26 protein-coding genes and 1 pseudogene are annotated in these 25,355 nt (G+C 61.4%); 17 read left to right on the top strand and 10 right to left on the bottom strand.

Annotation, left to right across the window (positions count from 1 at the left end; genetic code table 11):
* Positions 1 to 203 precede the first annotated feature (203 nt).
* Positions 204 to 902, top strand: coding sequence for a cobalamin B12-binding domain-containing protein (locus tag NKJ72_RS14025; RefSeq protein ID WP_023676506.1), 699 nt, complete (start codon positions 204 to 206; stop codon positions 900 to 902).
* Between the two features lie 81 nt (positions 903 to 983).
* Here NKJ72_RS14025 and NKJ72_RS14020 read toward each other — a convergent pair whose 3' ends face one another.
* Entirely contained in the window at positions 984 to 1,124 is a 141-nt protein-coding gene (locus NKJ72_RS14020) for an EncA/B family entericidin (RefSeq protein ID WP_352477607.1), read from the bottom strand.
* 64 nt (positions 1,125 to 1,188) lie between these two features.
* Here NKJ72_RS14020 and NKJ72_RS14015 point away from each other — a divergent pair, with 64 nt between their 5' ends.
* Positions 1,189 to 1,818: a DUF1638 domain-containing protein gene (locus tag NKJ72_RS14015; protein WP_352477606.1), complete on the top strand. Its 630-nt coding sequence runs from the start codon at positions 1,189 to 1,191 to the stop codon at positions 1,816 to 1,818.
* Between the two features lie 8 nt (positions 1,819 to 1,826).
* Here the strand turns inward: NKJ72_RS14015 and NKJ72_RS14010 are convergent, their stop codons facing one another.
* Positions 1,827 to 2,750: an NAD-dependent epimerase/dehydratase family protein gene (locus NKJ72_RS14010; protein WP_352477605.1), complete on the bottom strand. Its 924-nt coding sequence runs from the start codon at positions 2,748 to 2,750 to the stop codon at positions 1,827 to 1,829.
* 121 nt (positions 2,751 to 2,871) lie between these two features.
* On the opposite strand from NKJ72_RS14010, the gene NKJ72_RS14005 reads away from it, so the two are divergent.
* The 10 genes and pseudogenes from NKJ72_RS14005 to NKJ72_RS13960 all read left to right on the top strand — a co-directional run bounded on the left by NKJ72_RS14005 (position 2,872) and on the right by NKJ72_RS13960 (position 11,998).
* A complete protein-coding gene (locus NKJ72_RS14005) occupies positions 2,872 to 3,447 on the top strand; it encodes a DUF4893 domain-containing protein (protein ID WP_352477604.1) in 576 nt (191 codons plus the stop codon).
* Between the two features lie 77 nt (positions 3,448 to 3,524).
* A pseudogene (locus NKJ72_RS14000) lies at positions 3,525 to 3,940 on the top strand (hypothetical protein).
* A 43-nt stretch (positions 3,941 to 3,983) separates the two neighbouring features.
* On the top strand, positions 3,984 to 4,895 hold the full coding sequence (locus NKJ72_RS13995; RefSeq protein ID WP_352477603.1) for a fatty acid desaturase family protein: 912 nt from the start codon (positions 3,984 to 3,986) through the stop codon (positions 4,893 to 4,895).
* 235 nt (positions 4,896 to 5,130) lie between these two features.
* Positions 5,131 to 5,433 (top strand): virulence factor, encoded by a 303-nt coding sequence (locus NKJ72_RS13990; protein ID WP_352477602.1) that lies wholly within the window; start codon positions 5,131 to 5,133, stop codon positions 5,431 to 5,433.
* Complete coding sequence (locus NKJ72_RS13985) at positions 5,426 to 6,049, top strand: methylenetetrahydrofolate reductase C-terminal domain-containing protein (protein ID WP_352477601.1); 624 nt, start codon at positions 5,426 to 5,428, stop codon at positions 6,047 to 6,049. The genes NKJ72_RS13990 and NKJ72_RS13985 overlap by 8 nt, the downstream gene beginning before the upstream one ends.
* Positions 6,046 to 7,137, top strand: coding sequence for a methylenetetrahydrofolate reductase (locus NKJ72_RS13980; protein WP_352477600.1), 1,092 nt, complete (start codon positions 6,046 to 6,048; stop codon positions 7,135 to 7,137). The genes NKJ72_RS13985 and NKJ72_RS13980 overlap by 4 nt, the downstream gene beginning before the upstream one ends.
* Positions 7,138 to 7,217: 80 nt before the next feature.
* On the top strand, positions 7,218 to 8,192 hold the full coding sequence (locus NKJ72_RS13975) for a methyltetrahydrofolate cobalamin methyltransferase (RefSeq protein WP_023676516.1): 975 nt from the start codon (positions 7,218 to 7,220) through the stop codon (positions 8,190 to 8,192).
* Between the two features lie 113 nt (positions 8,193 to 8,305).
* On the top strand, positions 8,306 to 10,375 hold the full coding sequence (locus tag NKJ72_RS13970; RefSeq protein WP_254818165.1) for an ASKHA domain-containing protein: 2,070 nt from the start codon (positions 8,306 to 8,308) through the stop codon (positions 10,373 to 10,375).
* Between the two features lie 187 nt (positions 10,376 to 10,562).
* Positions 10,563 to 10,745 carry a hypothetical protein gene (locus NKJ72_RS13965; RefSeq protein ID WP_352477599.1) on the top strand — a complete coding sequence of 61 codons (183 nt, stop codon included), beginning with the start codon at positions 10,563 to 10,565 and terminating at the stop codon, positions 10,743 to 10,745.
* 269 nt (positions 10,746 to 11,014) lie between these two features.
* Entirely contained in the window at positions 11,015 to 11,998 is a 984-nt protein-coding gene (locus tag NKJ72_RS13960) for an alpha/beta hydrolase (protein ID WP_352477598.1), read from the top strand.
* Between the two features lie 6 nt (positions 11,999 to 12,004).
* Here the strand turns inward: NKJ72_RS13960 and NKJ72_RS13955 are convergent, their stop codons facing one another.
* On the bottom strand, positions 12,005 to 12,904 hold the full coding sequence (locus NKJ72_RS13955) for a LysR substrate-binding domain-containing protein (protein ID WP_023676521.1): 900 nt from the start codon (positions 12,902 to 12,904) through the stop codon (positions 12,005 to 12,007).
* A 228-nt stretch (positions 12,905 to 13,132) separates the two neighbouring features.
* Between NKJ72_RS13955 and NKJ72_RS13950 the strand changes: the two genes are divergently transcribed.
* From NKJ72_RS13950 to NKJ72_RS13930, 5 genes are all read left to right on the top strand, one after another.
* Positions 13,133 to 13,318, top strand: coding sequence for a hypothetical protein (locus NKJ72_RS13950; protein WP_023719925.1), 186 nt, complete (start codon positions 13,133 to 13,135; stop codon positions 13,316 to 13,318).
* Between the two features lie 335 nt (positions 13,319 to 13,653).
* Positions 13,654 to 13,788, top strand: a complete 135-nt coding sequence (locus NKJ72_RS13945) for a hypothetical protein (protein WP_013894968.1) — start codon at positions 13,654 to 13,656, stop codon at positions 13,786 to 13,788.
* Positions 13,789 to 14,144: 356 nt separating this feature from the next.
* Positions 14,145 to 15,083 carry a GlxA family transcriptional regulator gene (locus tag NKJ72_RS13940; RefSeq protein WP_302895626.1) on the top strand — a complete coding sequence of 313 codons (939 nt, stop codon included), beginning with the start codon at positions 14,145 to 14,147 and terminating at the stop codon, positions 15,081 to 15,083.
* A 79-nt stretch (positions 15,084 to 15,162) separates the two neighbouring features.
* On the top strand, positions 15,163 to 15,453 hold the full coding sequence (locus NKJ72_RS13935) for a type II toxin-antitoxin system TacA family antitoxin (protein WP_352477597.1): 291 nt from the start codon (positions 15,163 to 15,165) through the stop codon (positions 15,451 to 15,453).
* Complete coding sequence (locus tag NKJ72_RS13930; protein WP_352477596.1) at positions 15,450 to 15,941, top strand: GNAT family N-acetyltransferase; 492 nt, start codon at positions 15,450 to 15,452, stop codon at positions 15,939 to 15,941. Before NKJ72_RS13935 ends, NKJ72_RS13930 begins: the two co-directional genes overlap by 4 nt.
* A gap of 26 nt (positions 15,942 to 15,967) precedes the next feature.
* On the opposite strand, the gene NKJ72_RS13925 is transcribed toward NKJ72_RS13930, so the two are convergent.
* From NKJ72_RS13925 to NKJ72_RS13895, 7 genes are all read right to left on the bottom strand, one after another.
* Positions 15,968 to 16,750: an ABC transporter ATP-binding protein gene (locus tag NKJ72_RS13925; protein ID WP_352477595.1), complete on the bottom strand. Its 783-nt coding sequence runs from the start codon at positions 16,748 to 16,750 to the stop codon at positions 15,968 to 15,970.
* Positions 16,747 to 17,523 carry an ABC transporter permease gene (locus tag NKJ72_RS13920; RefSeq protein WP_352477594.1) on the bottom strand — a complete coding sequence of 259 codons (777 nt, stop codon included), beginning with the start codon at positions 17,521 to 17,523 and terminating at the stop codon, positions 16,747 to 16,749. Before NKJ72_RS13920 ends, NKJ72_RS13925 begins: the two co-directional genes overlap by 4 nt.
* A gap of 71 nt (positions 17,524 to 17,594) precedes the next feature.
* Positions 17,595 to 18,545: an ABC transporter substrate-binding protein gene (locus NKJ72_RS13915; RefSeq protein ID WP_352477593.1), complete on the bottom strand. Its 951-nt coding sequence runs from the start codon at positions 18,543 to 18,545 to the stop codon at positions 17,595 to 17,597.
* A 112-nt stretch (positions 18,546 to 18,657) separates the two neighbouring features.
* The gene (locus NKJ72_RS13910) at positions 18,658 to 19,506 is read right to left on the bottom strand and encodes a DUF1194 domain-containing protein (protein ID WP_352477738.1); all 849 of its coding nucleotides are present in this window, start codon (positions 19,504 to 19,506) and stop codon (positions 18,658 to 18,660) included.
* 93 nt (positions 19,507 to 19,599) lie between these two features.
* Entirely contained in the window at positions 19,600 to 22,161 is a 2,562-nt protein-coding gene (locus NKJ72_RS13905; RefSeq protein ID WP_352477592.1) for a GcvT family protein, read from the bottom strand.
* 268 nt (positions 22,162 to 22,429) lie between these two features.
* Positions 22,430 to 22,693: a hypothetical protein gene (locus NKJ72_RS13900; protein WP_254818157.1), complete on the bottom strand. Its 264-nt coding sequence runs from the start codon at positions 22,691 to 22,693 to the stop codon at positions 22,430 to 22,432.
* A 149-nt stretch (positions 22,694 to 22,842) separates the two neighbouring features.
* Entirely contained in the window at positions 22,843 to 25,332 is a 2,490-nt protein-coding gene (locus NKJ72_RS13895) for a mechanosensitive ion channel family protein (protein WP_352477591.1), read from the bottom strand.
* Positions 25,333 to 25,355 lie beyond the last annotated feature (23 nt).

The following is a 25,355-nucleotide window of genomic DNA, read 5'->3' as shown; positions in this document are numbered from 1 at the left end:
GTAGCCATGCACCCTATTCGAAACGGCCCGCCAGCGCCAACGCCTGTCGCAAAATCGACAAGAATTCCAAGAGATTTACGGTCGCTTTCGTTTTGCGGGAAGTCGCAAATCAGCTATGGACAACCGGCCCATGCGGGTTAGGTATTGGCGCGATATTTTTAAGCTGCCGCGATAGTTGTAGCCGGCAAGGAGCCTGAGAAAAAATGGCCGACGACGAGATCATCCTTTCGGAACTCTCCGACGACGAGTTGGTGCAGCAGATGCACGACGATCTTTATGACGGGTTGAAGGAAGAAATCGAGGAAGGCACCAATATCCTTCTCGAACGCGGCTGGGCGCCTTACAAGGTGTTGACCGAAGCTCTGGTCGAAGGCATGCGCATCGTCGGTGAGGATTTCCGCGATGGCATCCTGTTCGTTCCCGAAGTGCTGCTGTCGGCGAACGCGATGAAGGCCGGCATGTTCATCCTGCGTCCGCTGCTTGTCGCCACTGGCGCACCAAAGCAGGGCAAGATGGTGATCGGCACCGTCAAGGGCGACATCCACGATATCGGCAAGAACCTGGTCGGCATGATGATGGAAGGCGCCGGCTTCGATGTCATTGACCTCGGCATCAACAATGCGGTCGAAAAATATCTCGATGCTATCGAAAAGCACCAGCCCGACATCATCGGCATGTCAGCGCTACTGACGACGACCATGCCTTACATGAAGGTCGTCATCGATACGATGAAGGAAAAGGGCATTCGCGACGACTATGTTGTGCTGGTCGGCGGTGCGCCGCTCAACGAGGAATTCGGCAAAGCCGTCGGTGCCGACGCCTATTGCCGCGACGCCGCGGTGGCAGTCGAGACCGCCAAGGACTTCATGAAGCGCAAGCACAACGTCCGCGCTTCGGCGTGAGTCAATAAGTCCGGCACCAACGAGAAAAGCCGCGCCTTGCAGTGCGGCTTTTTTATTCCCAAATGTTTAGAGCCGTGCGGATCAGGGTTTCTTGACGGTATCGTCAACAGCCTTAGCAGTGGATTTGATGTCCTTACCGACGCCGCGCACCGTGTTGGCGCAGGCCGAAACAGCCAAGGCGCAGGCGAGAATAGTGATTGGCGCAACGCGGAACAATTTCATGATTGGTGTCTCCCTCAGCATATAAATTCGCTGGACAGCAACGAAGATGGATTAGACTGGTTCCATGACTACCGCGCGAAAACAACAATCCGATCAGGGCGACAGGCTGCTCGTCATCGCCTGTGGGATGATTGCGCGCGAGGTTTTGGCGGTCAAGGAGCAGCTTGGGCTCGACCATCTCGACCTGACCTGCCTGCCAGCGGAGTTCCATTTCTATCCGGACCGCATCGCGCCGGCCATGGACAAGGCTATCGAGAAGGCCAAGACCGACGGCTACAGACACATTTTCGTCGGCTATGCCGATTGCGGCACGGGTGGCTTGCTCGATCGGGTCTGCGAGAAGCATGGCGTCGTGCGCATGGCCGGGCCGCATTGCTTTGCCTTCTACCAGGGCATGGATGCCTATGCGAAAGTCGCCGATGACGACATGATGTCGTTCTACATGACCGACTTCCTCTGCCGGCAATTCGATGCCTTCTTCATGAAGCCGCTCGGCCTCGACAAGCACCCGGAGCTGATCAAGGACTATTTCGGCAATTACGAGAAGCTGATCTATATCGCTCAGACCGACGACCCGGAACTCGACAAGGTCGCCGAAAAGGCGGCGAAAATGCTCGGCCTCGCCTATGAGCGCCGCTCGACCGGCTATGGCGACCTGACGAAGGAGCTGGCCAGCGCTGCAATCCTGGCTTGACGGTACTTCTAGGCAAGGCCTTCTTCAGCTTCGAGCCCGGCGAGCACATCGGCAAAGCTCGTCTTGCAGACGAAACCTAGCCGGTCCCTCGCTCGCGACGCGTCGTAGACCCGGTCGATCGACGAAAAAATCGTCCAGCCTTTCTTCGCGTAGAGTGCCCGATAATCCGGAAAATAGCGTGCGACGAGCGACGGTGCATCGGCGATCAATGCCGCGCAATCCTCGGGCTGGAACGGTGTCGGTGCCGAAATGATGAAGATGTCGAAGCCCAATTGCGGTGCTTTCTCCAAGGCAGCGATATGGGCATCGGCAGCATCCTCCAACGTCAGCCGGCGAAACAAAAGCTCATTGGCTTTGGTGTTGGCGTCCGACTGTTCGATCACGTGCGCCATATCGTCTGCTTCGGGAAAGAACCGAGCGGTGCGCAGTACGATCGACGGAAGGCCGAACTGGAGCTGGTAAAGGCGACAAAGATGTTCCGCGGCAAGCTTGGTGACGCCATAGATGTTGCGTGGCTCCGGCGACATGTCTTCCGTCAGCCATGCCGCCTTGCGCGCGCCTCCTGTGAAACCGGCGCGTATGGCCTCGGAAATCATCAGCGATGTCGTCGATGTAAACACGAAGCGCTGAACGCCAAAAGCTGCCGCCGCATCGAGCAGGTTGAGCGTGCCGCGCACATTCGTCTCGACGAAATCCTCGTTGCGATAACGTTCGATGTCGGGCTTGTGCAGCGCGCCGCTGTGGATGATGGCCTCGATGCGGTTCTCCTCGACCGCCTGCATGACCAGGTCGCGATCGGCGACTGAGCCGACGATTGGAGTTTCCGAAGACGGAACGGGATCGAGGCCGGTGACGTCATGGCCGAGGGCCCGCAAGCGCGGTGCCAAGGCGCTGCCCAGCCAGCCCGACGATCCCGTCAGCAAGATCCGCATTCTTTCCACCTCGTTTCCGCTGTCGATGCCCAAGCACGGATGACAGAACGTGGCGAAACATTAAGGTATGCGCCAGACAAGAAAACGGGCTGCTCCAGCCATCAACAGGGAAACGCCACCGATGATCGCTCGCCTCATGTTTGCCGCAGCAACTGTCCTCTGCTTGACCATGCCCGCGTTCGCCGACGGCGAGGTGCAGAAGTTGATAACGGCTGCCGACAAGGCGCGGCTCGACAAATATGGCGAGACGCGCAAGGCAGCGCTTGACGAGGCGAAGGCCGGCGATCCAGCCGAGGTCAAGCAGCTCGACGCCTTGCTGGCAAAGCCGCTGGTTTCCTTCTCCGACAACGACCTGACCGGCAAGTGGCAATGCCGCACCATCAAGGCCGGCGGATTGAGCCCGCTCGTCATCTATGGCTGGTTCAAATGCAAGGTGAGCGACGACGGTTCCGGCTGGAGACTGGAAAAGATCACCGGCTCGCAGCGCACCAAGGGCCGCTTCTTCGACGATGGCGAGAAACGCGCGATCTATCTTGGTTCCTTCTACGTCAACGACGATCCGGCAAAGCCCTACGGCAGCGGTCCGGAAAGCGATCAGGTCGGCTATGCCTTCCGCAACAGCGCCAGCGAATGGCGCATCGAGTTCCCGGCGCCCTATTACGAATCGAAGCTCGACATCCTCGAACTCAAGCGCTGAGCCCCGATCACCAAGGGTTAACCCGGTCAGCCTAGCATTCGCGCGCAAAGAACAGGTCTTTGCGGAGGTCGCGAACCATGGCACGGTCGAAACCAAACCAACGACCGATCGTCGTCGTCACCGAAGGCGGCTCGCATATCTGGGCGATCGTCAACACCATCGCTGACCACCTCGGGCCTGTCAGTGTTATCCTCGAAGCACCTGAATCCAAAAAGCAATTGCTTCTCGGACGGGCGCGACGGCAAGGCTGGGCCTCGGCCATCGGTCAACTCGGCACGATGATGCTGACCCGGCAAAACCGCAGCCGGGCGACACAATTTCAAGCTACGCGTTGCGGCAGGCGGCGTTCTCGCGCGACATCTGCGTCGAGGCGGTCAGAGATGCGCTGGCCGGCAAGCTCGGCACGGTCGAGCCCGGCCTGCCTTCGAAACAATGGTATCACCCGACGGTCTGGTCCTATCTCTGGACCGGGATAAGGAACGGCGTCTGGTGACGCGCCGATTTACCGGATGCCCACCCGCCGCTAACATTGCATCATGAGCGACATCGATCACCGCACCATCATTGCCGGCCTTTCGGTCGAGGACCGTCGCGACCTCACCGCCAGGCTTGACCGGCCAGGCATTGTCCGGCTGGCCGCCCATGGCGGGCTGGTTATCCTGCTGGGCGCGTTGATCGCCGCCCGCATCCCGTTCTGGCCGCTTCTCGTCTTGCCGCAGGGAATCCTGATCGTCTTCCTCTTCACGCCGCTGCACGAGACCATCCATGAAACGGCGTTCAGGACGGCGTGGCTCAATCGCGCTGTTGCCGCCGTGGCCGGCTTCCTGATCCTGCTGCCGCCGGCATGGTTCCGCTATTTCCATTTCGCCCATCACCGCCATACGCACGACCCGGAAAACGACCCCGAACTGAGGGCGCCGAAGCCGGAGACCGTCAGCCAATATCTGCGCTATCTGTCGGGCGGCCCCTATTGGATCGCCATGGGCCGCGTGGTCGCAACCAATGCGGCTGGCCGCAATCGCGACGGCTTCGTACCGGAAAAGAGTCGCGGGAAGGTGGTTGCCGAAGCACGGCTGTTCCTTATCGGTTATGCCGTGTTGCTGGCCGCATCTCTCGCCATACAGTCGGCGCTGCTGTTGTGGGTCTGGATCGTGCCGATGCTGGTAGGACAGCCGTTTTTGCGGGCCTACCTGCTGGCCGAGCACGCGTTGTGCCCGCATGTCGCCAACATGCTCGAGAACACCCGCACCACCTTCACCAACAGGCTGGTGCGCTTCGCGGCCTGGAATATGCCATACCATTCGGAGCACCATTCCTATCCGGCCGTTCCCTTCCACCGCCTGCCGCGCTTCCATGAGATCGTCGCGGAGCATCTAGGCACGACCGAACGAGGTTACGTGCGCTTCCACAGGAAGCTGGTCGGCAGCTTCGATGGCCGCGCCGGCTGACCTGTGCTGAAAGACTCCGCTTTCAACCGCGGCCGTCGATTGCGTCGCTTTTGAAGGCCCCCGCGTCGTCCCATAACAAGCAGCCCAACAGCGCTTCCGGCAATGCTCGAAATCACTGCATCGGCCCAAAACATCGGAATCGATCTTCGGAGGGCACGATGCAGCGAAGTTACGTGGCAGAGCATCGTTTGTGCGTTCGATTTGGACGCGCGGCGCTCTGCAGGAGCAGGAATTCATGGCCGATCTGATCGTCGTCTACTGGCGCGACATTCCCGCCCAGGTCATCGTCAAAAAGGGCCGGCAGAACGCCAAGCGCGAACTGCCGCTGCGCTTCACCGAGGCGATCGACATGTGCGCCATGCGCACCGGCGCCGGCGGCACCGACGACTATCTTGCCGAATGGCGCAAGGCAGAACCCATCCTAGTCGGTGACGATCTTGAAGCCGAGGCGGAGAAGGCTCTTCAGGAAATCGATGCGAAATACGACCGTGAGCGGCTGGTCGCTCTGGTCAAGGCGGGCGGCAAAGAAAATGTCTGATCCCCAATCAATGCCGGCGACGACGGCTCAGACCGGCCTGACGCAGGCGACCATCGTCAGGAAGGCGGCGCCGAAATCCGACTACAAGCCGGCCGACGTGTCGCCGCAGCGGCGCGTGCAGCGCTCGTTTGCAGTGCGGCTTTGGTCAGTCCGGCATTCGCGGCTGCTCGAATGGTTTTACGCCAAATTCGCCGACATGTTTCTGCTCCTCCACCCGCTGTGGAAGGGCATCGGCTACAGCCGCGTCGAAGGACCGGTGAAATTCGTCGAAAAGCGCGTCAAGGGTTTCATGTTCGACTGCCGCATGTGCGGCCAGTGCATCCTTTCCTCGACCGGCATGTCGTGCCCGATGAACTGCCCCAAGCAATTGCGCAACGGCCCTTGTGGCGGTGTCCGCGCCAACGGCAATTGCGAGGTCGAACCTGATATGCCCTGCGTCTGGGTTAAGGCCTGGGAAGGCTCGCGGAACATGGTGCATGGCGACAAGATTTTTGACGTGCAGAAACCGGTCGACCAATCCTTGCGCGAGACCTCCGCGTGGCTGCGCGTCACGGCGCAGGCGGCGGCCGCCCGCGATGCGGCCCGGAACGCTACCAACACTGGAGTGTCGGCATGATTGGCCGCCAGCCCGACGAGAATCCGGCCGGCATCCATTTGCCGCTCGATCCCCTGCCCGGCCACACCTCACGTGGTCGCCTGGAGCGCGTATTGAGACGCGGCGAATTCGCAGTGACGACCGAGCTCAATCCGCCCGACAGCGCCGATCCGGAAGACGTCTACAACCGCGCCAGGATTTTCGATGGCTGGGTCGACGCCATCAATGCCGTCGACGCTTCCGGCGCCAACTGCCACATGTCGTCGGTCGGCATCTGCGCCCTCCTGACCCGCATGGGCTATGCCCCGATCATGCAGATCGCCTGCCGCGACCGGAACCGCATCGCCATCCAGGGCGACGTGCTTGGGGGTGCTGCGATGGGTGTCGCCAATATGCTCTGCCTGACCGGCGACGGCGTGCAGGCCGGCGACCAGCCCGGCGCCAAGCCGGTGTTCGATCTCGACTGCATGTCGCTGCTCGAAACCTGCCGTATCATGCGCGACAACGGAAAATTCCTGTCCGGCCGCAAATTGACGACCCCGCCGCAGCTTTTCCTTGGCGCGGCCATCAACCCGTTCGCGCCGCCGATCGATTTCCGGCCCTATCGGCTTGGCAAGAAGATCGCTGCCGGCGCGCAGTTCGTGCAGAGCCAGTACTGCTTCGACGTGCCGATGTTCCGTACCTACATGCAGAAGGTCCGCGACCTCGGCTATACCGAGAAATGCTTCATCCTGTGCGGCGTCGGGCCGCTGGCCTCGGCCAAGACGGCCAAATGGATCCGCTCCAACGTGCCGGGCATTCACATTCCCGATCAGATCGTCAAGCGCCTGGAAGGCGCTCAGGATCAGAAGAAGGAAGGTAAGCAGCTCTGCATCGACATCATCAATGAGGTGAAGGAAATTCCCGGTGTGTCCGGCGTTCATGTGATGGCCTATCGCCAGGAAGAATACGTCGCCGAGATCGTCGACGAATCCGGCGTGCTGAAGGGCCGCCGGCCGTGGAAGCGCGAAATCCGCCGCGACGACCAGCTCGTTGCCGACCGGCTCGACCACATACTGCATGACGACCTCACCGAAACCCAGGTCGACATGGTCAAAACCGCGCATTGACAGCGCGAATCGTCAGCATTCGCTTGATCACAAACAGATAACGATATAAAGAACTCTTTATATCACGATGGAGAGATTTCATGACCCGCACCATCGTCGCCTCGGCGACACGAGAAATCATCATCGGCTTCGATCAGCCCTTCTGCGTGATCGGCGAGCGCATCAATCCGACCGGCCGCAAAAAGCTGGCCGCCGAAATGATCGCCGGCAATTTTGAGACCGTCATCAAGGATGCGCTGGAGCAGGCCGCCTGCGGCGCGACCATGCTCGACGTCAATGCCGGCGTTACCGCAGTCGATCCCAACGCCACTGAGCCGGCGCTGCTGGTGCAGACGCTGGAGATCGTGCAGGGCCTGGTCGATCTGCCGCTGTCGATCGACTCCTCGGTGACCGCCGCGATCGAAGCGGCGCTGAAGGTCGCCAAGGGCCGGCCGCTGGTCAATTCCGTCACCGGCGAGGAGGAAAAGCTCGAAGCCATCCTGCCGCTGATCAAGAAATACAACGTTCCGGTCGTCGCCATTTCCAACGACGAGACCGGTATTTCGATGGACCCCGATGTGCGCTTTGCCGTCGCCAAGAAGATCGTTCAGCGCTGTGCCGACTTCGGCATTCCGGCGCATGACGTGGTCGTCGACCCGCTGGTCATGCCGATCGGCGCGCTGGGCGATGCCGGCCGCCAAGTGTTTGCCCTGCTACGCCGGCTGCGCGAGGAGCTCAAGGTCAACACCACCTGCGGCCTCTCCAACATCTCGTTCGGCCTGCCGCACCGTCATGGCATCAACGCCGCCTTCATTCCGATGGTGATTGGCGCCGGCATGACCTCGGCGATCATGAACCCGGTGCGGCCGCAGGAAATGGAAGCGGTGCGCGGCGCCAACGTGCTGAACGGCACCGACGAGAACTGCACCAACTGGATCAGGACATACAAGGACTACAAGCCTGCTGAAGGTGGCCAGGCCGTTGCCGCCCGGACGCAGGTCAACGCGCCGGGCGATGGCAATGGCAATGGCGGACGCAGGCGCGGCGGCCGCGAAGCGCGGATGGCCCGGGGTTGAGCCATGGCTTGGCCGACACGATATGGGTTTACGACTGGGGAGGAACCGAAACACAGCGGCATCGCTGCCGTGGCCAAGACCCGAGCAGCGTAGAAAGTAAAGTCTGGAAACGAATGAACTCTCCCGTCAACATCACTGATCCGCTCGTGCTGTTCATGCCGTCGGGCAAGCGCGGGCGGTTTCCGGTCGGCACGCCGGTTCTGGATGCCGCGCGCCAGCTTGGTGTCTACGTCGAGAGCGTGTGCGGCGGGCGTGCCACTTGCGGGCGTTGCCAGATCGAGGTGCAGGAAGGCAATTTCGCCAAGCACAAGATCGTCTCCTCCAACGATCACCTCTCGCCCAAGGGCGCCAAGGAAGAGCGGTACGAGCGCGTTCGCGGGCTCCCCGAGCGGCGCCGCCTGTCCTGCTCGGCACAGATCCTCGGCGATCTCGTCGTCGACGTGCCGCAGGACACCGTTATTAACGCGCAGACTATCCGCAAGGACGCCGATACCAGGGTCATCGCCCGCGATGCGGCTATCCGCATGTGCTATGTCGAGATCGAAGAACCCGACATGCACAAGCCGCTCGGCGACCTCGACCGTCTGAAGATCGCGCTGATGAAGGACTGGGGCCTTAAGAGCCTCGATTTCGATTTCCATCTGTTGCCGCAGGTGCAAGGCATTTTGCGCAAAGGCAACTGGACCGCGACGGCCGCCATCCACAAGGACACCGACAGCGAGACCGCGCGGGTCATCGCTCTGTGGCCTGGCCTGAAGAACGAGGCGTATGGGCTTGCCTGCGATATCGGCTCGACCACGATCGCCATGCATCTGGTGTCGTTGCTGTCGGGTCGGGTCGCCGCCTCGTCGGGCACCTCCAATCCGCAGATCCGCTTCGGCGAGGATCTGATGAGCCGCGTCTCTTACGTGATGATGAACCCGGACGGCCGCGAAGGCATGACGGTCGCCGTGCGCGAGGCCATTTCGGGCCTCGTCGACAAGGTCTGCGCCGAAGGCAACGTCCAGCGTAACGATATCCTGGATTCCGTTTTCGTCGGTAATCCGATCATGCATCATCTGTTCCTCGGCATCGATCCGACCGAGCTCGGCGGCGCTCCCTTCGCGCTAGCCGTCTCCGGCGCCGTGCACATCAAGGCATCGGATATCGGCTTGAAACTCAACCAGGGCGCCAGGCTTTACATGCTGCCTTGCATTGCCGGCCATGTCGGCGCTGATGCGGCTGCAGTGACGTTGTCGGAAGGCCCGCACCGGCAGGACGAGATGATGCTGATCGTCGATGTCGGTACCAATGCCGAGATCGTGCTCGGCAATCGCCAGCGGGTCGTGGCGGCCTCCTCGCCAACCGGCCCGGCCTTCGAGGGTGCGGAAATCTCCGGTGGCCAGCGCGCCGCACCGGGTGCAATCGAGCGCGTCCGTATCGATCCCGAAACGCTGGAGCCGAAATACCGGGTTATCGGCTCGGAACTCTGGTCCGACGAGCCGGGCTTCCTCGACAGCGTGCAGGCGACCGGCGTCACTGGTATTTGCGGCTCCGGCATCATCGAGGTGGTCGCCGAGATGTACCTCGCCGGCATCATTTCCGAGGACGGCGTCGTCGATGGATCGCTGAGCGGCCACTCGCCTCGCGTCGTCGCCAATGGCCGCACCTTCTCCTATGTGCTGAAGGAAGGCGAGCCCAAGATCACCATTACCCAGACCGACGTGCGCGCCATCCAGCTTGCCAAGGCGGCGCTTTATGCCGGCACCAAGCTTTTGATGGAAAAGCAGCACACCGATCACGTCGACCGCATCCACTTCGCCGGCGCCTTCGGCTCGTTCATAGACCCGAAATACGCAATGGTGCTGGGCCTGATCCCGGATTGCGACCTCGACAAGGTCTCGGCCGTCGGCAATGCGGCCGGCGCCGGTGCCCGCATGGCGCTCTTGAACCGCGGCTATCGCCGCGAGATCGAGGAAACCGTCAGCAGGATCGAGAAGATCGAGACGGCGCTGGAGCCAAAATTCCAGGAACATTTCGTTTATGCCATGGCGCTCCCGAACAAGATCGACCCGTTCCCCAAGCTGTCGGCGGCGGTGAAACTGCCGCCGCGCAAGACGGTGAGCGAAGACGGCATTGCCGGCGACGCCGCCCCGAGGCGCCGTTCGCGCGAAGGCCACGCCGCGCGGCGCGGGCGGGGATGACTTGCCTCCGCTAGGCTGTCAGCCTTTCCATTTTCATTTGTATGCAAATGTTTCCAGATCGCGCCGATCTGGAAACGAAATCGCGTTTTCGTGAAATCCGCCAGATACATGTGCGGAGCATTTAACCGGCATCGAACGGCAGGCAGAAACAGTTTTCGGCCACCGCAACGCTCCAAAGGAGATCAAGATGTCGATGTTCGGAAGCCTCGGCCGCTATGGTGCGGCCTTCAAGAAAACACGTGAAGCGCGCAAGTCGCTGCGCATCCTCAACAGCTTGCCGCCTGAGATCCAGAAGGACATTGGCTGGCCGGTGTCGCCGCGTTCGAGCGAAAGGCAGCTTTCGGTCGGCTGGGGCATGCAGCGCGGATGAACTTCATCGACAAATGCAAGCTGCTTGGTATTCGCCGGGGCCGCAATGCGGCTCCGGCTGCACCCAGCAATTGGCTGCGCGCCGCACTGCCGCCGCGGCGCTGAGCTGCCCAGGTGGGCTGGCGACTTCACGGACCGGAGGCTTTATCGCCAGCTGGAGTCAAACCACCGTGTTGAGATTGCATAAATATTGACTTTTTTGGTGGCGACACAATCTTCAAAATAGTCGGGGGTTCTCTTAGTCGGCTCAGCCGAAGTCCGTGTATCTGCATGCCCAGTCTCAAAAGCCACGTCGTTTCGTTCGTGCTCAGGTACAGCCGTAAGAAGGCGTTTTCCAGCCCGGAGAACCTGCAGCGCTGGATCGCCTATGCGCGCAAGACGGAAAACCATCGGCCGCCTGCGTCGCTGCGGTCGCGCCTGGAGATCACAACCCGCACGATCAACGGCTTTCCCGTCTACGAGATCGCGCCCAAGGCTGGTGAGCGGAGGCGGATTCTCTACCTGCACGGCGGCGCTTACGTCTTTGAAATCACCCCCTATCATTGGCGGCTGATCGCCGACATGGCCGACCGCCTCGGGTTCGGTATCACCGTGCCGATCTATCCCATTGCTCCCGAACACGATTTCCACGCCATGTTCGGAATGGTCGGCGCCGTCTACCGGCTGATGTTCGGCGAAACCAGGGCAAATGACATCATCTTCATGGGCGATTCCGCCGGCGGAAACATGGCTGTCGTGCTGACCATGATGGCTGCGCAAGAGGGCCTGCCCTTGCCATCACGCCACGTGCTGGTTTCGCCCGGCCTCGACGTATCGCTCGCCAACCCAGAAATGTATGAGGCTGAACGCAACGATCCATGGCTGGGCATTGCCGGCGGCCGCGAGGCGATCCGGCTTTACAGCGCCGGCATAGATCCCACCGACTGGCGCATCAGCCCGGTTTACGGCGACCTGTCGGTGCTGCCCAAAACGCTGCTGCTGACCGGTTCACGCGATCTGCTTACACCCGACAATCTGATCTTCGCGGAAAAGGCACGCGCGGCCGGTGTCGAAATTGAGGTCGTCCACGAGCAAGGCATGTTCCATGTCTGGCCGTTGATCGACATGCCGGAGGCGCGGCGCGCGCGGGACAGCATCGTTGCGTTCTTGACCAACGAAACTGACAGTTATCATGCCAAGGCAGGAGAGTTGTCGCTGCAAAGGCCAGACCGCGACGGAACCCCTCGCGATCTGGTTGCGCCGCTCAGGTCGTAGTTTGGCTCAGAACTTCCCAGTTTCCCTGAACATCTCAAACGTCGCGCGGATATGGTCGGCGACTGCCTTCACCGGCGCGCTGGCGTCCGGCGTCACCACCATGGCAAGGTTGTAGGTGCCGATGTCTGGCATGCCGTCCTTCGGGCACAGCTCGACCATATCACTGCCGAGGAACGATTTCGGCAGCGGCGCGACTGCAAGATCCGCCATGATCGCGGCGCGCTGGCCGGCCGTGTGCGCGCTCATATAGGCGATACGGTAGTTGCGGCCCTCGCGGCCAAGCGCCTCCAATGCACCCGCCCGCCAGGCGCAGCCTTCTTCCCACAAGGAGACCGGCAGCGGCTCGCGCAGATGCGCACAGCCCCCCTTGGCACCAGCCCAGACGATAGGCTCGGTGAGCAGTACTTCGGCGCCGATCGCGCTGGTCTTGTATGAGTTGGTGAGCAGCGTGATGTCGAGTGCCCGATCGTCCATGCGACGGCGCAGGTTGACGCTCTGGTCGATGGTGACGTCGACCGCGATGGAAGGATGCGACTGTGCGAATCGCTTCAGCACATGCGGCAGCACACGTTCGCCATAATCGTCCGGCGAGCCGAGCCGCACCACCCCGACAATGTCTGGAATGATGAACTTCGACACCACCTCGCGATTGATCGACAGCAGCCGGCGCGCGTAGCCGAGCAGCATCTCGCCATCGGTGGTCAGCGTCACCGAACGGGCGTCGCGCGCGAACACCGAACGGCCGAGAATGTCCTCCAGCTTCTTGATCTGCATGGAGACGGCCGACGGCGTGCGGAAGACCGCATTGGCCGCAGTGGTGAAGCTGCCGGTCTCGGCGATTGCGACGAAAGTGCGCAGAACGTCGAGATCGAGCAGCGGCAGCGGATGATTGAGTGGGGCGTTCATGGCAAGCGACCTTCAATTTTTCTGATGCAAACCATCATTCCATTTCGTTTGATTGAACATCAGTTTGGGAGGATAGTCAACTCCATCGAAGGCAGGACGCATCGAAGTGGTCCCGAAACAGCCATGACACGGACCTGCAATCGACACGAAATGAAGCTGAAACAAACCCAGTGTACCGCCTGACGCTGCAAGCGCCGGGACATCCCGGCCAACGCGAAGGAGAATGAGATGTCTATCCTGTCATCCATCGGTCGGATCGCGACCGAGTTCAGCGAGGCCCGTGCCCGCTACCAGACGGAACGCGCCATCCGCGCGCTGCCGATTGAACTGCAGAAGGATATCGGCTGGCCCGAAGCTGCCGATGCCAAGACCGGCACTCGCCATGGTGTGGGATCTTGGGCTGGAGCAAAGTAAACCGTGTGTATCAACAGCTGAAGGCCTGCCGCGCAGATCAGCCCGGCAGGCCTTTTTGTTTGTATTCAAATGATTTTCCCGAGCCATGTCGCCGTCGCATGCCGCATATGAGCAAGTCGCATAGCAGCCCGCACTGGCAATCAACACATTGTAAATAATCGAAAATCCTGGGCAGGTTGCCCAAATTTGTCGCATTCCGTGTCGCTTTTCATATCAAGTGCTTCGCTTTTGCGATTTAGTTTCCCCTCACGTAAGCCTATATCATCATCAACAAACGAGCTGCCCCACTCCATCAAGCGAAGGCGACCCGTCTGAGCAACCGAATGGAGATGATCATGAAGCTTTTTGCCCGCCTCTTTGCCCGCCGCGAAATGAACCTGACGACCGCGCTCGAACGCCAGCGCCTGGCCAACACCATGCCCGGCCAGACCGGGGCCATGGCTGCGGCGCGCCTCGGCTTCGTCGCCTGAGACAGCTGAGACAGCAATCCTGACGGAAGCAGCCCAGCGCTGCTTCGAAGTCGATCCAGCGCCGCCTCGGTTTTGCCGAGGCGGCGTTTTCGTGTGCGCAGACTGCGTAGGCTCGTTGGTCGATCCGGCGGCCTGTCACGTCCTTCGCCGCATAGCGATTGCCCATTTGCGACCCGTGTCGCAAATAAATTCGCTCCGTTGCCATCTAGCCAATTGACAGGAAACGTCTTTCCTGATGTCGCTATGCTAATCGCGACATCCTGTTCGCGCCATTGCAGCGTGAGGATCTACCCGTGAACGTCGTAAAGCACCCGATCCGGCGATCGTTTGTATTCTTCCTGGTCCCCGATTTCACCATGATCGCCTTCGCGACGGCGCTCGATCCGTTGCGTTCGGCCAACCGCATGCTCGGCTATGAAGCCTATCGCTGGCGGCTCGCCAGCATCGACGGCAAGCCAGTGCGCGCCTCGAACGGTGTCGAATGCGCCGTCAACACCTCGCTGGAGGAAGAGCGCAAGAAAATGTCCGGACCGGACCGGCCGAACATGGCCATCGTCTGCAGCGGCATCAACGTCGAGCGCTACCAGAACAAATCGGCCTTTGCCTGGTTGCGCGAGGAGTACAATCGCGGCGTTGCCGTCGGCGGCCTGTGCACCGGCGCGCATATCCTGGCCGCCGCAGGCCTGTTGTCCAACAAGCGCTGCGCCATCCATTGGGAGAACCTGCCGGGCTTTTCTGAGGCGTTCCCCAAGGCCAACGTCTTCGCCGACCTCTTCGAGATCGATCAGAACATCTACACCTGCGCCGGCGGCACCGCCGCCCTAGATATGATGCTGAAGCTGATCGGCGACGATTTCGACGAAAGCCTCGTCAACCGCGTCTGCGAGCAGGTGCTGACCGATCGCGTGCGCAGCCCGACCGACCGCCAGCGCCTGCCGCTGCGCGCCCGCCTTGGCGTGCAGAATTCCAAGGTGCTGACCATTATCGAGTTGATGGAGGCCAATCTCTCCGAGCCGCTCTCTCTGATCGAGATCGCTGACCATGTCGACCTGTCTCGCCGGCAGATTGAGCGCCTGTTCCGCACCGAGATGGGGCGCTCCCCTGCCCGTTACTATCTGGAGATCCGCCTCGACCGCGCCCGGCACCTGCTGATCCAGTCGTCGTTGCCGGTGGTCGAAGTGGCGGTCGCCTGCGGCTTTGTTTCCGCCTCGCATTTCTCCAAATGCTATCGCGAGTTGTACGCCCGCTCGCCGCAACAGGAACGCGTCGACCGCAAACAGCTTCTGGCGGCTTGATCCAGCACGTTTCGCGGGCGGCCGAAATTGTCATGACATTGTCTGGCGACATGTGGTATCCGGCAATCGAGAGGTATCAATGACGACTAGAACCACCAGATCGGAAAAACTGGACTTGCGCCTTACCCCCCAGGCAAAGCGTACACTCGCAACCGCCGCCGCGACTGAACGCCGTTCGCTCAGCGATTTCGTGCTTGAAAGCGCGCTTGCGCGAGCCGAAGAAACATTAGCCGACCGGCGCAGCTTCCATCTCGACGCCGAAAAATGGGTCGCGTTCATGGCAGCGCTCGACGCGCCAACGCGTGATCTCCCCCGCCTCAAGCGCCTATTGAACGAACCAAGCATCTTTTCCGGTCGCGATCCAGCGTGAGCGAATTCCAGATCGAGAAACTGGCCCGCAAGCATTTGGTGGACATGTTCGACTGCGGTGAAGAACCGCTCAATCGCTTTCTCGTACGCTATGCATTCCAAAACCAGCAAGCCAATGCTTCGCAGACCTACATTGGTCTCTCTGGCGAGGCTGTGATCGGCTTTTATACCCTGGTCGTTGGTGAGGTTAAATATGAGGGTGCGCCCGAACGATTGACAAAAGGTCTCGCACGCCATCCGGTGCCTGTAATGCTGCTGGCGCGTCTTGCGGTCAGTCTGGACTGGCAAGGCAAAGGCGTCGGCGGCGGACTGTTGCGCGATGCCGTTCTGCGCTGTTTGCGGGCGGCCGATATTGCAGGCATCCGCGCGGTCGTCGTCCACGCCAAGAACGACGGCGCCCGCACGTTTTACGAGCGCTACGGATTCGTGCAATCGCCGACGGACCCGCTGCATCTATACGTACTTATCAAGGACTTACGAAGTCTCTGAGCCGTTCAGGCGCCTTGCTGACCCGACTATACCTGCGCCGTGCGCATCGCCTCGACGCGGATGTCTTCCGTCAGCCGCGCCTTCAGCGCCGAAAATTCCGGGCTGGTCTTCAGCGTGTAGTGGCGCGGATGCGGCAGGTCGACGGCAACGTCCGACTTGATGCGGCCGGGCCGCGCCGTCATCACCACCACGCGCGACGCCATGAAGATCGCCTCCTCGATGTCATGGGTGACGAACAGCACCGTTTTTTGCCGGCGCTCCCATATGCCGAGAAGCAGTTCCTGCATCAGCCCGCGGGTCTGGTTGTCGAGTGCGCCGAACGGCTCGTCGAGCAGCAGGATCTCCGGATCGTTGGCCAGTGCCCTGGCAATCGCGGTGCGCTGCTGCATGCCGCCGGAAAGCTGCTTCGGCCAATGGTTTTCAAAACCTCTCAGCCCGACGAGATCGACGTAAGAAGCGACGATTTCGTTGCGCTCGTGCTCGGCCATTCCACGTTCGCGCAGGCCGAAGCCGATGTTCTCGGCGACCGTCAGCCACGGAAACAGCGTATAGGACTGGAAAACCATGCCGCGGTCTGGACCGGGCCGGTCCACCACCCTGCCGTCGAGCATAACACGTCCCCCACTCGGCGCTTCGAGGCCGGCGACGATCCTGAGCAGCGTCGACTTTCCACAGCCGGATGGCCCCAGGATGGTGATGAAGTCGTTGGCGGCGACCGCCAGATCGATCGGCATCAGCGCCTTGACCGGCTGCCCACCGCCGACACCGGCGAAGGTACGCGAGACGCCTTCGATGACCAGCTTGCTCACGCCAGGCTCCATGGAAACAGCCAACGGTTGAGCGCCTTGAAGGCGAAATCGGACAACAGCCCGATCAGGCCGATGACGATGATGCCGAAGATGATCTGCCCTGTCGCCAGCCGCGACTGGCTGTTGATGATCATGTAGCCGATGCCCGACGACGAGCCGATCAGCTCGGCGACGATGACATAGGTCCAGGCCCAGCCGAGCACCAGCCGCAGGGTCTCGGCAATCTCCGGCGCATTGGCCGGCATGATCACGCGCCGCACGATGCCGTTGTCGGACGAGCCAAGCGTGTAGGCCGCCTCGACCAGGTCGCGCCGTGTGCCGCCGACCTTGACCGCGATGATCAGGATGATCTGGAACACCGAGCCGACGAAGATCACCAGCAGTTTTTCGAGCTCGCCAACGCCCGCCCACAGAATGAGCAGCGGGATGAAGGCCGATGCCGGCAGATAGCGGGCGAAGGAGACGAACGGCTCCAGGAACGCCTCCACGGGCTTCCAGGCACCCATCACGATGCCAAGCGGCACGGCAACGACGGCCGCCATCAGGAACCCGCCGAAGACGCGCCAGATGGTGATAAGGATGTCGAGCCAGAAGCGGTCCTCGACCAGCAGCCGCCAACCGTCTCTCACCATCGACAGCGGATCGGCAAGGAAAATGCGATTGACGTGGCCGCCAAGCGTGATCCACGCCCAGAACGCCACGAACAGCACGAAGAACGAAATGCCGAGCACGGTTCGAATGCCCGGCGAGACCGGATGCAAGGGGCGCGGCATCTTCGACCGTCCTCTGATCGGAATGAAAAAGCGGCGGCGCACGCGCCGCCGCCGGGCGACAATCCTGCCGGTTAGTCGGCGACGGCGCTGGTGTCGGCCAATGTCGATACGTCGGGCGCTTCCTTGATCAAGCCCATCTGCAGCAGAAGCTCGCCGGCGGTCTTGGAAAAGTCCTGGAATTCCTTGGTGAAGAACTGCTTGTTTTCAGCCTTGTCGGCCCATTTCAGGTATTTTGCCGACTCTTCGAACTCCTTGGCCGACTGCTTCACGTCGGCGCCCATTGTCTCATAGGATTTCGCCGGGTCGCTCTTTATCAGGTCAAGTGCCTCGAAATAGCTGTCGGCAAGCGCCTTGGCCGCATGCGGATTGGCCTTGAGGAACTCCGGCGTGCAGCCGACCGTGTCGAGCACCATCGGATAATCGAGAGTGGTCACAAGGATATGGCCCTGGTCGGACTTTTCGCGCACCGCCGAGATGAACGGCTCATAGGTGACCGCCGCATCGTTCTGTCCGGCGAGAAACGCCTGCGCCGCCGCGTCCGGCTCCAGGTTGACGACCGTCACGTCCTTGGTCGACATGCCGTTCTTGTTGAGCACCCAGGCCAGCATGAAATAGGGCGACGTGCCCGGTGCCGAGGACGCGACCGACTTACCCTTGAGATCGGCGACGGTCTTGATGTCGTTGCGGGCGACGATGCCGTCGGCGCCGTAGGACTTGTCGAGCTGGAATATCTGCTTGGTCGTCACGCCGTTAGCGTTCCAGACCAGCCAGGTCTCGACCGTAGTGGCGGCGCATTGCAGGTCGCCGCTGGCGATGGCGAGGGGCCGACTGGCTTGCGGCACCTTCTTCAAGGTGACGTCGAGGCCGTGCTTTTCGAAGATGCCGGCCTGCTTGGCGAGCGTCAGCGGCGCAAAGCCCGTCCATCCGCTGATGCCGATGCTGACCGATGTAGCGGCGGTGGCCGGCGCGGACAATCCGACGGCAAGCGTCAAGCTTGCTGCAAGAATTCCGATCCTGTTCATGTCGGTTCCCCTTTTTTGTTCGGATGGAGAATTGTGTCACAGACGCGCACAGCCTTGTCAATGAAGCAGATGCTGCACTGCGGTATGTCACCACCGGCAGCAAACTTCGCCATTAGCGGGTGTTGTACATCCAGCTGCGATCGCGCCACATTTTTTCGCCGACCAGGCAGTCGGTGACGGGGATGTCCTGTGCCAGCACCAATGGCGGATGCGCCGCCTCTTCCGCCGCTCGCTGCGGCGAGGCCGGACCGGCAAGCTCCAGCACCAGCTTGCGGCGGATGGCCTCCGGAAACTGCGTCCAGTCATTGACCGGAATCATGAAAGAGCCCGGCCCGCCGATGACGCAGTCGCTGTAGTAGCGGTCGAGATTGTTGACATCGTAGGCGCTGGTGAACCCGCCCCTGGTCATCAGCGGCAGGCCGTTGACGGTGATGCCCTGCTTGATCACGGCGTCGCGGGTGATATCGACAGGTGCGCCCTGGTTGTTGGGGCCGTCACCCGAAATGTCGATCACCCGCTTGACGCCCTGGAAGCCGCTTTCGGCAAAGAGATCGCTGGCGAATTCCAGCGCGCCGGAGATCGAGGTGCGCCTGGCACTGGCCGGCGGATGAGCGGAAAGCTGCGCTGCCAGCCGTTCGGCGTCGGCACGATTGGCGATCACCGTCCACGGCACGACGACCTGCTGCCAGGTCGCGCCAGCCCATTCGACATAGGTGACGGCAATCTTGCCATGAGCGCCTTCGCCGATTGCCTGCAGGACATCGTCATGCGTCAGCGCCGCCGCATAGCCATGACGTTGGATTTCGAGCTCGTCCGGCGACATGGACAAGGATACGTCGACTGCCAGCACCAGTTCGACATCGACCGGCTCGGCGGCGCGGGAGATTGCCGCCGGCCATACCACCGACGCCAGCGCGGCGGCACCCGAGACGAAATGTCTTGCACTGGCAAAACCATACATGCCGCACGTTAAGCGAAAATCGCCGATCGACAAAGAGAAAGCCCGGTGGAGAGCCGGGCTCATTCGGTCACATTTTTGCGACCGCCCCAATGCTTAGCTGCGCGGATTGAGGTTCTCCGGGTCATAGAGCGGCCTGTAGCCGACGGCGGCCACTTCGACTGGGTATTTCTCGCCGAAATATTCGACGTTCAGCTTGCGGCCCTCCTGGCAATACGCCCAGGGAAGGTAGGCGAGCGCGATGTTCTTGCCGAGGGTCGGACCATAGGCGACCGAGGTCGTGAAGGAGCGGCGGCCGAGCTCGTCGACGAGCGTCTCACCGGTTTGCGGGTCCATCACCGGCATCGTGCCGACCGGATAGCGGGGAACGCCGTTGGAATCGGTATTGTCCGTCATGATAAGCGTGCAAAGCATGGCCGGCTGGTGCACCCGGGCGCGATATTCCAGATGCTTTGCCTTGCCGCAGAAATCGGCCTCCTTAACCTTCGGTCGGGCAAGGTCGGCTTCCAGCAGATTATATTCGGTCAACAGATCCGCGTTTTGCAGGCGCAGGCTCTTCTCCATACGGCGGCTGTTGGCATAGGTCTCGACGCCAAAGGCCATCACGCCGGTCGACCGCAGCGCGTCCCAGACAGCGAGGCCGTCCTCGTAGCGCATGTGCAGTTCCCAGCCTTGCTCGCCGACATAGGAGATGCGGAAGGCGGTCACGTCCTTGCCGGCGATCCTGACGGGCTTGATCGCGGCAAAGGGAAAATTCTCCGGCGTCAGCCCGTCGGGGTTTTCCACGCACTTGCTCAATGTCGCCCGCGCGTTCGGACCCCAGATGCCGATGGTCACGTACTTCTCGGTCACGTCGGTGACGGTAACGTCGAAGCCTTTGTCTTCTGCCGTCCGGCGCATGTACTGGAAGTCGCGCGGCCCGGCATCGGCGCCGTCGATGACGCGGCAGCGGTCGGCCATGCGGATGACGGTCAGGTCGGCGCGCACCATGCCTTCCTCGTCGAGGAAATGGGTGTAGATGCCCCTGCCGGTATTGTTGTCGCCGCCGATCTTTGCCGCGCACAGCCATTCCATCAGCGCGACATGGTCCGGGCCTTCGACGTCGTACATGGCGAAATGCGACAGGTTGACGATGCCGCAATCCTCGCTCATGGCGAGATGCTCGGCGTTCGAGACGCGCCAGAAGTGGCGGTTATCCCATTCGTTTTGGCGCACCGGCACCCGGTTGCCGTATTTCTCGAGCAGATGCTCGTTGGCGGCGTAGCCATGGGCGCGCTCCCAGCCGCCTAGCTCCATGAAATAGCCGCCGAGTTCCTTCTCGCGCTCCCAGAACGGCGAGCGGCGGACATTGCGAGCCTTGGAGAAGGGCTCGCGCGGATGGACCGCCGGATTGTAGACCTTCATCGCCGTTTCAGTGCAGCGGTCCCAGATGAACTGCTCTTTCGTCTGGTGCGGATAGAAGCGCGAATAGTCGATGGCGTGATGGTCGATCGCCGTGCGGCCGTCTGTCATCCAATCGGCGATGAGCTTGCCCATGCCGGGACCGTCCTTGACCCAGATCGCCACGGCATACCAGAGGCCCCTCACCTTCTGGCTTTCGCCCATCGAAGGACCGCCGTCCGCCGTCACCTGCAGCAGCCCGTTGAAGGAATGGCTCTCATTGTAGCCCAGCTCGCCCAGGATCGGCGTCAGTTCCATGGCCCGCTCCAGCGGCGCCAGGATCTGCTCCATGTCGAGATCGCGCTGCGACGGCGAAAGCCGTGCCTCGTTTTTCTCGAGAATATCGCGTGGATGGCAAAGGCGCGGATTGGTTTCTTCGTAATAACCCCATTCGATCTGCCCGCCTTCGGCGGTCTTGGGATCGCCGGTATCGCGCATATAGGCCGAATTACCCTGATCGCGCAGCAGCGGCCAGCCGATCTCCTTGCCGGTGCCGGCGAACTCGGTGTACGGCCCGAAGAAGGTGAGCGGGTGGTCGATCGGCATGACCGGCAGGTCCTCGCCCGCCATTTCCGCGATCAGCCGCCCCCAGATGCCCGTGCAGACCACGACGTAGTCGGCCTGGATGGTGCCGCGGTCGGTCACCACGCCCTTGATGCGGCCGTTCTCGATGACGAGCGACCTGGCCGAGGTGTTGGCAAACGCCTTGAGTTTGCCCGAGGCTTCCGCCTGGTCGACCAGCTTGCCGGCGACTGTCTGCGAACGCGGGATGACGAGGCCGGCATCGGGATCCCACAGGCCGCCCTGTACCATCTGTTCTTCGATCAGCGGGAATTTTTCCTTGATTTCGGCGGGATCGATCAGGCGGGCGCGTGTGCCGAAGGCCTTCGCCGAGGCGATCTTGCGCTTGATTTCCGCCATGCGGGCGTCGTCTCCGACGCGTGCGACCTCGAGGCCGCCGATGCGAGCGTAATGACCCATCTTTTCGTAGAAATCGATGGAATAGAGCGTCGTCCAGCACGACAGGAAATCATGGCTGGTCGTGTAGCAGAAGTCGGAGGCGTGCGCCGTCGAGCCGATATCCGTCGGGATGCCCGATTTGTCGATGCCGACAATATCGTCCCATCCGCGCTCTATCAGGTGATGGGCGACCGATGCGCCGACGATGCCGCCCAGCCCGACGATGACGACCTTCGCCTTTTCCGGAAACCCTGCCATTGCCCGCGACTCCAAGATGCTATTGCGAGCAGACTATAGGTCGGCGCGGCGGCGCGCTTGCAGCCTGTTTGCGACATCGCCAAAAAAGCCCGCGCCACCAGCTCGTCGAATGCAGTTGGACCTACGCCTTCACCCTGCTCGGTACGAAAGCGCTGCTAGAGCCCGTTCTGCGCAGCTTCGAAGAAAAGTGAATACCTTCATCGCCGATTACTGGAAGTAAATAAAAGGCCGGGCGTTTGCCCGGCCTTCAAAAATCATGGCGTCGACTTTACTTGATGCGCGCGACGCCGCCCGAGATCTCGACGGTTTCCGAACCCGTCAGCGCCTCGAGGTCGCCATTCGGCAAGGTAACAAAACAGCCGCTCGGGCAAAATTCCACGGTTTCGCCGGCGGCCAGCGCCAGCTCGGTCTTGCCGCCGCCTTCCGTCACGATCAGCGTGCGGGTCTCGGCGTCCTTGTTGACCGCGCTGGCGGCATGGGCCGAACCGCCCACGGCCAGAAAAGCGATGGCGGCGACGAGAGACTTCCACATTTTGCAGTATCGGTGTTGCCACCGCCTCTGTTGCATTTCGCAAGGCATTCTCGCCGTTTGCAGGTGAGCTTATATGCAATGCAAGCTGAACAGCAACTGAATGCCGCATTCATGCCGCAATTGGTTTCCGAAGACTTGAAGGCACGCTGCTAGTCAGGATCGGGCTTGCGGACCTTGCGTGCCGACTTGGCGAGACGTTTCGCCTCGACCGCCGCTAGAGCTTTTGCTTGTTCCCGCTCGGCGAATTCGACTTCGATCTTGTCGTCGTCGATCGGCCACGCCTCGTGCTTTTTGGTCTCGACGACGGCGCGCGGTGTCGACGGAATTTCGATATGCTGGTCGGCGAACACATCGAAGATGGCAAAGCGGATGTCGTTCTGGACGATATTGCCACTAAGAACGTCTGCCAGGAACACGCGTATCTCGAATTCGAGCGCGGCCGGGCCGAAATTGGAAAACAACACAAAGGGTTCCGGGTTCTTCAGCACCAGCGGATGGCTGCGTGCGATCTCCAGCAGGACGCCATGCACGTGCTTGACGTCGCTGCCATAGGCAACGCCGACCTTGATGTCGATCCGGCCGAGCTTGTTGCGGTGCGTCCAGTTGCCGACCGCATTGTTGATCAGGTTTGAATTGGGCAGGATCACCGATTGCCGTTGGAACGTTTCGATCTCGGTGGCGCGCACGCTGATCTTCTTGACCGTGCCGCTGATGTCACCGGCGACGATCCAGTCGCCGACCTTGAACGGCCGCTCGGCCAAAAGGATCAGGCCCGACACGAAATTCGAGACGACATTCTGCAGGCCGAAACCGATGCCGAGGGACAGGGCGCCGGCGACCAGCGCAAGATTGGAGAGGTCGATACCGGCCGCCGAAATGCCGACCAGTGCCGCGACCGCGACGCCGGCATAACCGACCGCCAGCCGGATCGAATTGCGCACGCCGGTGTCGACCCGGCCGCGCGCCATCACCGAGCCGTCGAGCCAGCCCTGGAACCAGCGCGTGAGGAAATAGCCGATAATGAAGACGACGACGCCGGTGAGAATGCCGGTGACCGAGATCGTCACCGAACCGATGGTGAGGCCGGTCGCCAGCTTGTAGGCCCAGGCCTGAATGTCGCCGGGCTGGAAGCCCCACATCAACAGGATCAGCGGCAGGAACACCAGCACAATCATGATGTTGATGGCGGCGCTGACGACAAGCCCGAGCTGGTCGAGGGCGGTCTCTTCGTAGCTTGAATTGGCCGCTAGCCAGCGCCCGATCGAAGTTTTGGCGAACCCGCCTTCCTCGCCGATCGCCCGCGCCGACAGGAAACCGATATAGGCGGTGACCAGGATCGTGCCGGTGACCACGACCTGCAGCGAGACGAAAATTGCAAGGCCGATATAGCCAAGCAGTGCCGACGCGATGGTGAATAGGCCTAGCGCGATGGCGGTGTAGCGCAGCCACGCCGGCCAGGGGCGCCAGCTTCCGTCGGGAGCCTTGAACGGCTTCAGTAGGCCCATAAGGATCAGGATGATGCCGACGATGATGGTGGCGATGAAGCTTCTGGCGATGGTCAGCGACAGTGGCGAGCCCATCTTGTCGTTCACGACCGACAGGAAATAGTTGATGCCGATGGCGACGGCCATGGCGGTCGTCAGCCGCACCAGCCAGCGCGCCGGGCCGGTTTCGACCGGGATCAGGCGCCAGTTCGGCAATCGGGGCTCGAGCGCTGCGTTGGTCAGGCGGTTGACGCAGAACACCACCGCGACAACGGCAACCAGCGAATTCAGGAAGATGCCGATGTCACCGCGTAAAACATTGTAATAATTGAAGAAGAAGATCGTCGAGACAAGGAAGGCGCCGACCGCCAGCGTCGGCAGCAATGTCGACCAGAACGCCACCGACAGCCGGCTGAGATAGGAGGGGTCCTCGACGGAGGGATCCGCTTCGAAGACGCGGCCGAACAGGCGTCGGCCGCCGATAAAAAGCACTGCAGCGAATGCGAGCGCCATCAAAGTCGCGGCAAGAATGGCCTGGAACTTGAACTTGAAGGCGAAGCTCAGCCAGGACGAGACCGCCTTATAGAAGCCGGAAAACTCAGCGTTGGCGTCGGAAAAGACTTCGGGGCTGAGCGCATCGGACAGCACGTAGCGCTTGGTAAGCACATTGCGAAACAGCTCGCTGCGCATGTTGCCGATCTTCTCGATCAGCCCACTGATGCGGATCGACAGGTTCTGCGCGCTGGCAATAACGGCGTTGATCTCGGCTTTTTCGGAAGCCAAGGCCTGGCGTTCACCGGTTACGATGTCTGGCTCGGCCGGCTGGCCCGCGGCCGGCGGAGGTCCCAGCACCTCAATCCGATCGTTGATATCGCCGAGACGCGAGCGGAACGCTAGCGCGCTGGTGAGCGCCGCCCGCGACAGATCCTCCAATTGCAGACGGATTTCCACCAGGGTGGCATCGTCTTGGCCGTCCTGCTGTATTTTCTTCTCGAGACCGTCGGTCTTGGCCGTCAGACTCTGGATGACCTTCTGCTGGTCTGCGATCAACCCGGCGGCGCCCTGCCCGAGTGCCTGCGCCATTGCAACGAACGACGGCGGCGCCGAGACGACAAGCGCAAGAATCAAGACCAGGCGGAGTAAACGAAAGAACATGTTTTTTTCTGGCGACTCGCGGG

The organism is Mesorhizobium sp. M0045, assembly GCF_040323385.1.
Lineage (GTDB): Bacteria > Pseudomonadota > Alphaproteobacteria > Rhizobiales > Rhizobiaceae > Mesorhizobium.
Note: the sequence above shows the minus strand (reverse complement) of the source record. Positions and strands in the feature narration are given on the sequence as shown.

What these genes read in the sequence shown, in the direction of transcription:
- NKJ72_RS13895 (WP_352477591.1), bottom strand. Translation starts at nt 25,332, where the DNA reads ATGTTCTTTCGTTTACTCCGCCTGGTCTTGATTCTTGCGCTTGTCGTC.
- NKJ72_RS13985 (WP_352477601.1), top strand. Translation starts at nt 5,426, where the DNA reads ATGTCTGATCCCCAATCAATGCCGGCGACGACGGCTCAGACCGGCCTG.
- NKJ72_RS13920 (WP_352477594.1), bottom strand. Translation starts at nt 17,523, where the DNA reads ATGCCGCGCCCCTTGCATCCGGTCTCGCCGGGCATTCGAACCGTGCTC.
- NKJ72_RS13950 (WP_023719925.1), top strand. Translation starts at nt 13,133, where the DNA reads ATGTCTATCCTGTCATCCATCGGTCGGATCGCGACCGAGTTCAGCGAG.
- NKJ72_RS14005 (WP_352477604.1), top strand. Translation starts at nt 2,872, where the DNA reads ATGATCGCTCGCCTCATGTTTGCCGCAGCAACTGTCCTCTGCTTGACC.
- NKJ72_RS13915 (WP_352477593.1), bottom strand. Translation starts at nt 18,545, where the DNA reads ATGAACAGGATCGGAATTCTTGCAGCAAGCTTGACGCTTGCCGTCGGA.
- NKJ72_RS13980 (WP_352477600.1), top strand. Translation starts at nt 6,046, where the DNA reads ATGATTGGCCGCCAGCCCGACGAGAATCCGGCCGGCATCCATTTGCCG.
- NKJ72_RS13965 (WP_352477599.1), top strand. Translation starts at nt 10,563, where the DNA reads ATGTCGATGTTCGGAAGCCTCGGCCGCTATGGTGCGGCCTTCAAGAAA.
- NKJ72_RS13960 (WP_352477598.1), top strand. Translation starts at nt 11,015, where the DNA reads ATGCCCAGTCTCAAAAGCCACGTCGTTTCGTTCGTGCTCAGGTACAGC.
- NKJ72_RS13970 (WP_254818165.1), top strand. Translation starts at nt 8,306, where the DNA reads ATGAACTCTCCCGTCAACATCACTGATCCGCTCGTGCTGTTCATGCCG.
- NKJ72_RS13975 (WP_023676516.1), top strand. Translation starts at nt 7,218, where the DNA reads ATGACCCGCACCATCGTCGCCTCGGCGACACGAGAAATCATCATCGGC.
- NKJ72_RS13945 (WP_013894968.1), top strand. Translation starts at nt 13,654, where the DNA reads ATGAAGCTTTTTGCCCGCCTCTTTGCCCGCCGCGAAATGAACCTGACG.
- NKJ72_RS13995 (WP_352477603.1), top strand. Translation starts at nt 3,984, where the DNA reads ATGAGCGACATCGATCACCGCACCATCATTGCCGGCCTTTCGGTCGAG.
- NKJ72_RS13910 (WP_352477738.1), bottom strand. Translation starts at nt 19,506, where the DNA reads ATGTATGGTTTTGCCAGTGCAAGACATTTCGTCTCGGGTGCCGCCGCG.
- NKJ72_RS14015 (WP_352477606.1), top strand. Translation starts at nt 1,189, where the DNA reads ATGACTACCGCGCGAAAACAACAATCCGATCAGGGCGACAGGCTGCTC.
- NKJ72_RS14025 (WP_023676506.1), top strand. Translation starts at nt 204, where the DNA reads ATGGCCGACGACGAGATCATCCTTTCGGAACTCTCCGACGACGAGTTG.
- NKJ72_RS13940 (WP_302895626.1), top strand. Translation starts at nt 14,145, where the DNA reads ATGATCGCCTTCGCGACGGCGCTCGATCCGTTGCGTTCGGCCAACCGC.
- NKJ72_RS14010 (WP_352477605.1), bottom strand. Translation starts at nt 2,750, where the DNA reads ATGCGGATCTTGCTGACGGGATCGTCGGGCTGGCTGGGCAGCGCCTTG.
- NKJ72_RS13905 (WP_352477592.1), bottom strand. Translation starts at nt 22,161, where the DNA reads ATGGCAGGGTTTCCGGAAAAGGCGAAGGTCGTCATCGTCGGGCTGGGC.
- NKJ72_RS13955 (WP_023676521.1), bottom strand. Translation starts at nt 12,904, where the DNA reads ATGAACGCCCCACTCAATCATCCGCTGCCGCTGCTCGATCTCGACGTT.
- NKJ72_RS14020 (WP_352477607.1), bottom strand. Translation starts at nt 1,124, where the DNA reads ATGAAATTGTTCCGCGTTGCGCCAATCACTATTCTCGCCTGCGCCTTG.
- NKJ72_RS13900 (WP_254818157.1), bottom strand. Translation starts at nt 22,693, where the DNA reads ATGTGGAAGTCTCTCGTCGCCGCCATCGCTTTTCTGGCCGTGGGCGGT.
- NKJ72_RS13935 (WP_352477597.1), top strand. Translation starts at nt 15,163, where the DNA reads ATGACGACTAGAACCACCAGATCGGAAAAACTGGACTTGCGCCTTACC.
- NKJ72_RS13990 (WP_352477602.1), top strand. Translation starts at nt 5,131, where the DNA reads ATGGCCGATCTGATCGTCGTCTACTGGCGCGACATTCCCGCCCAGGTC.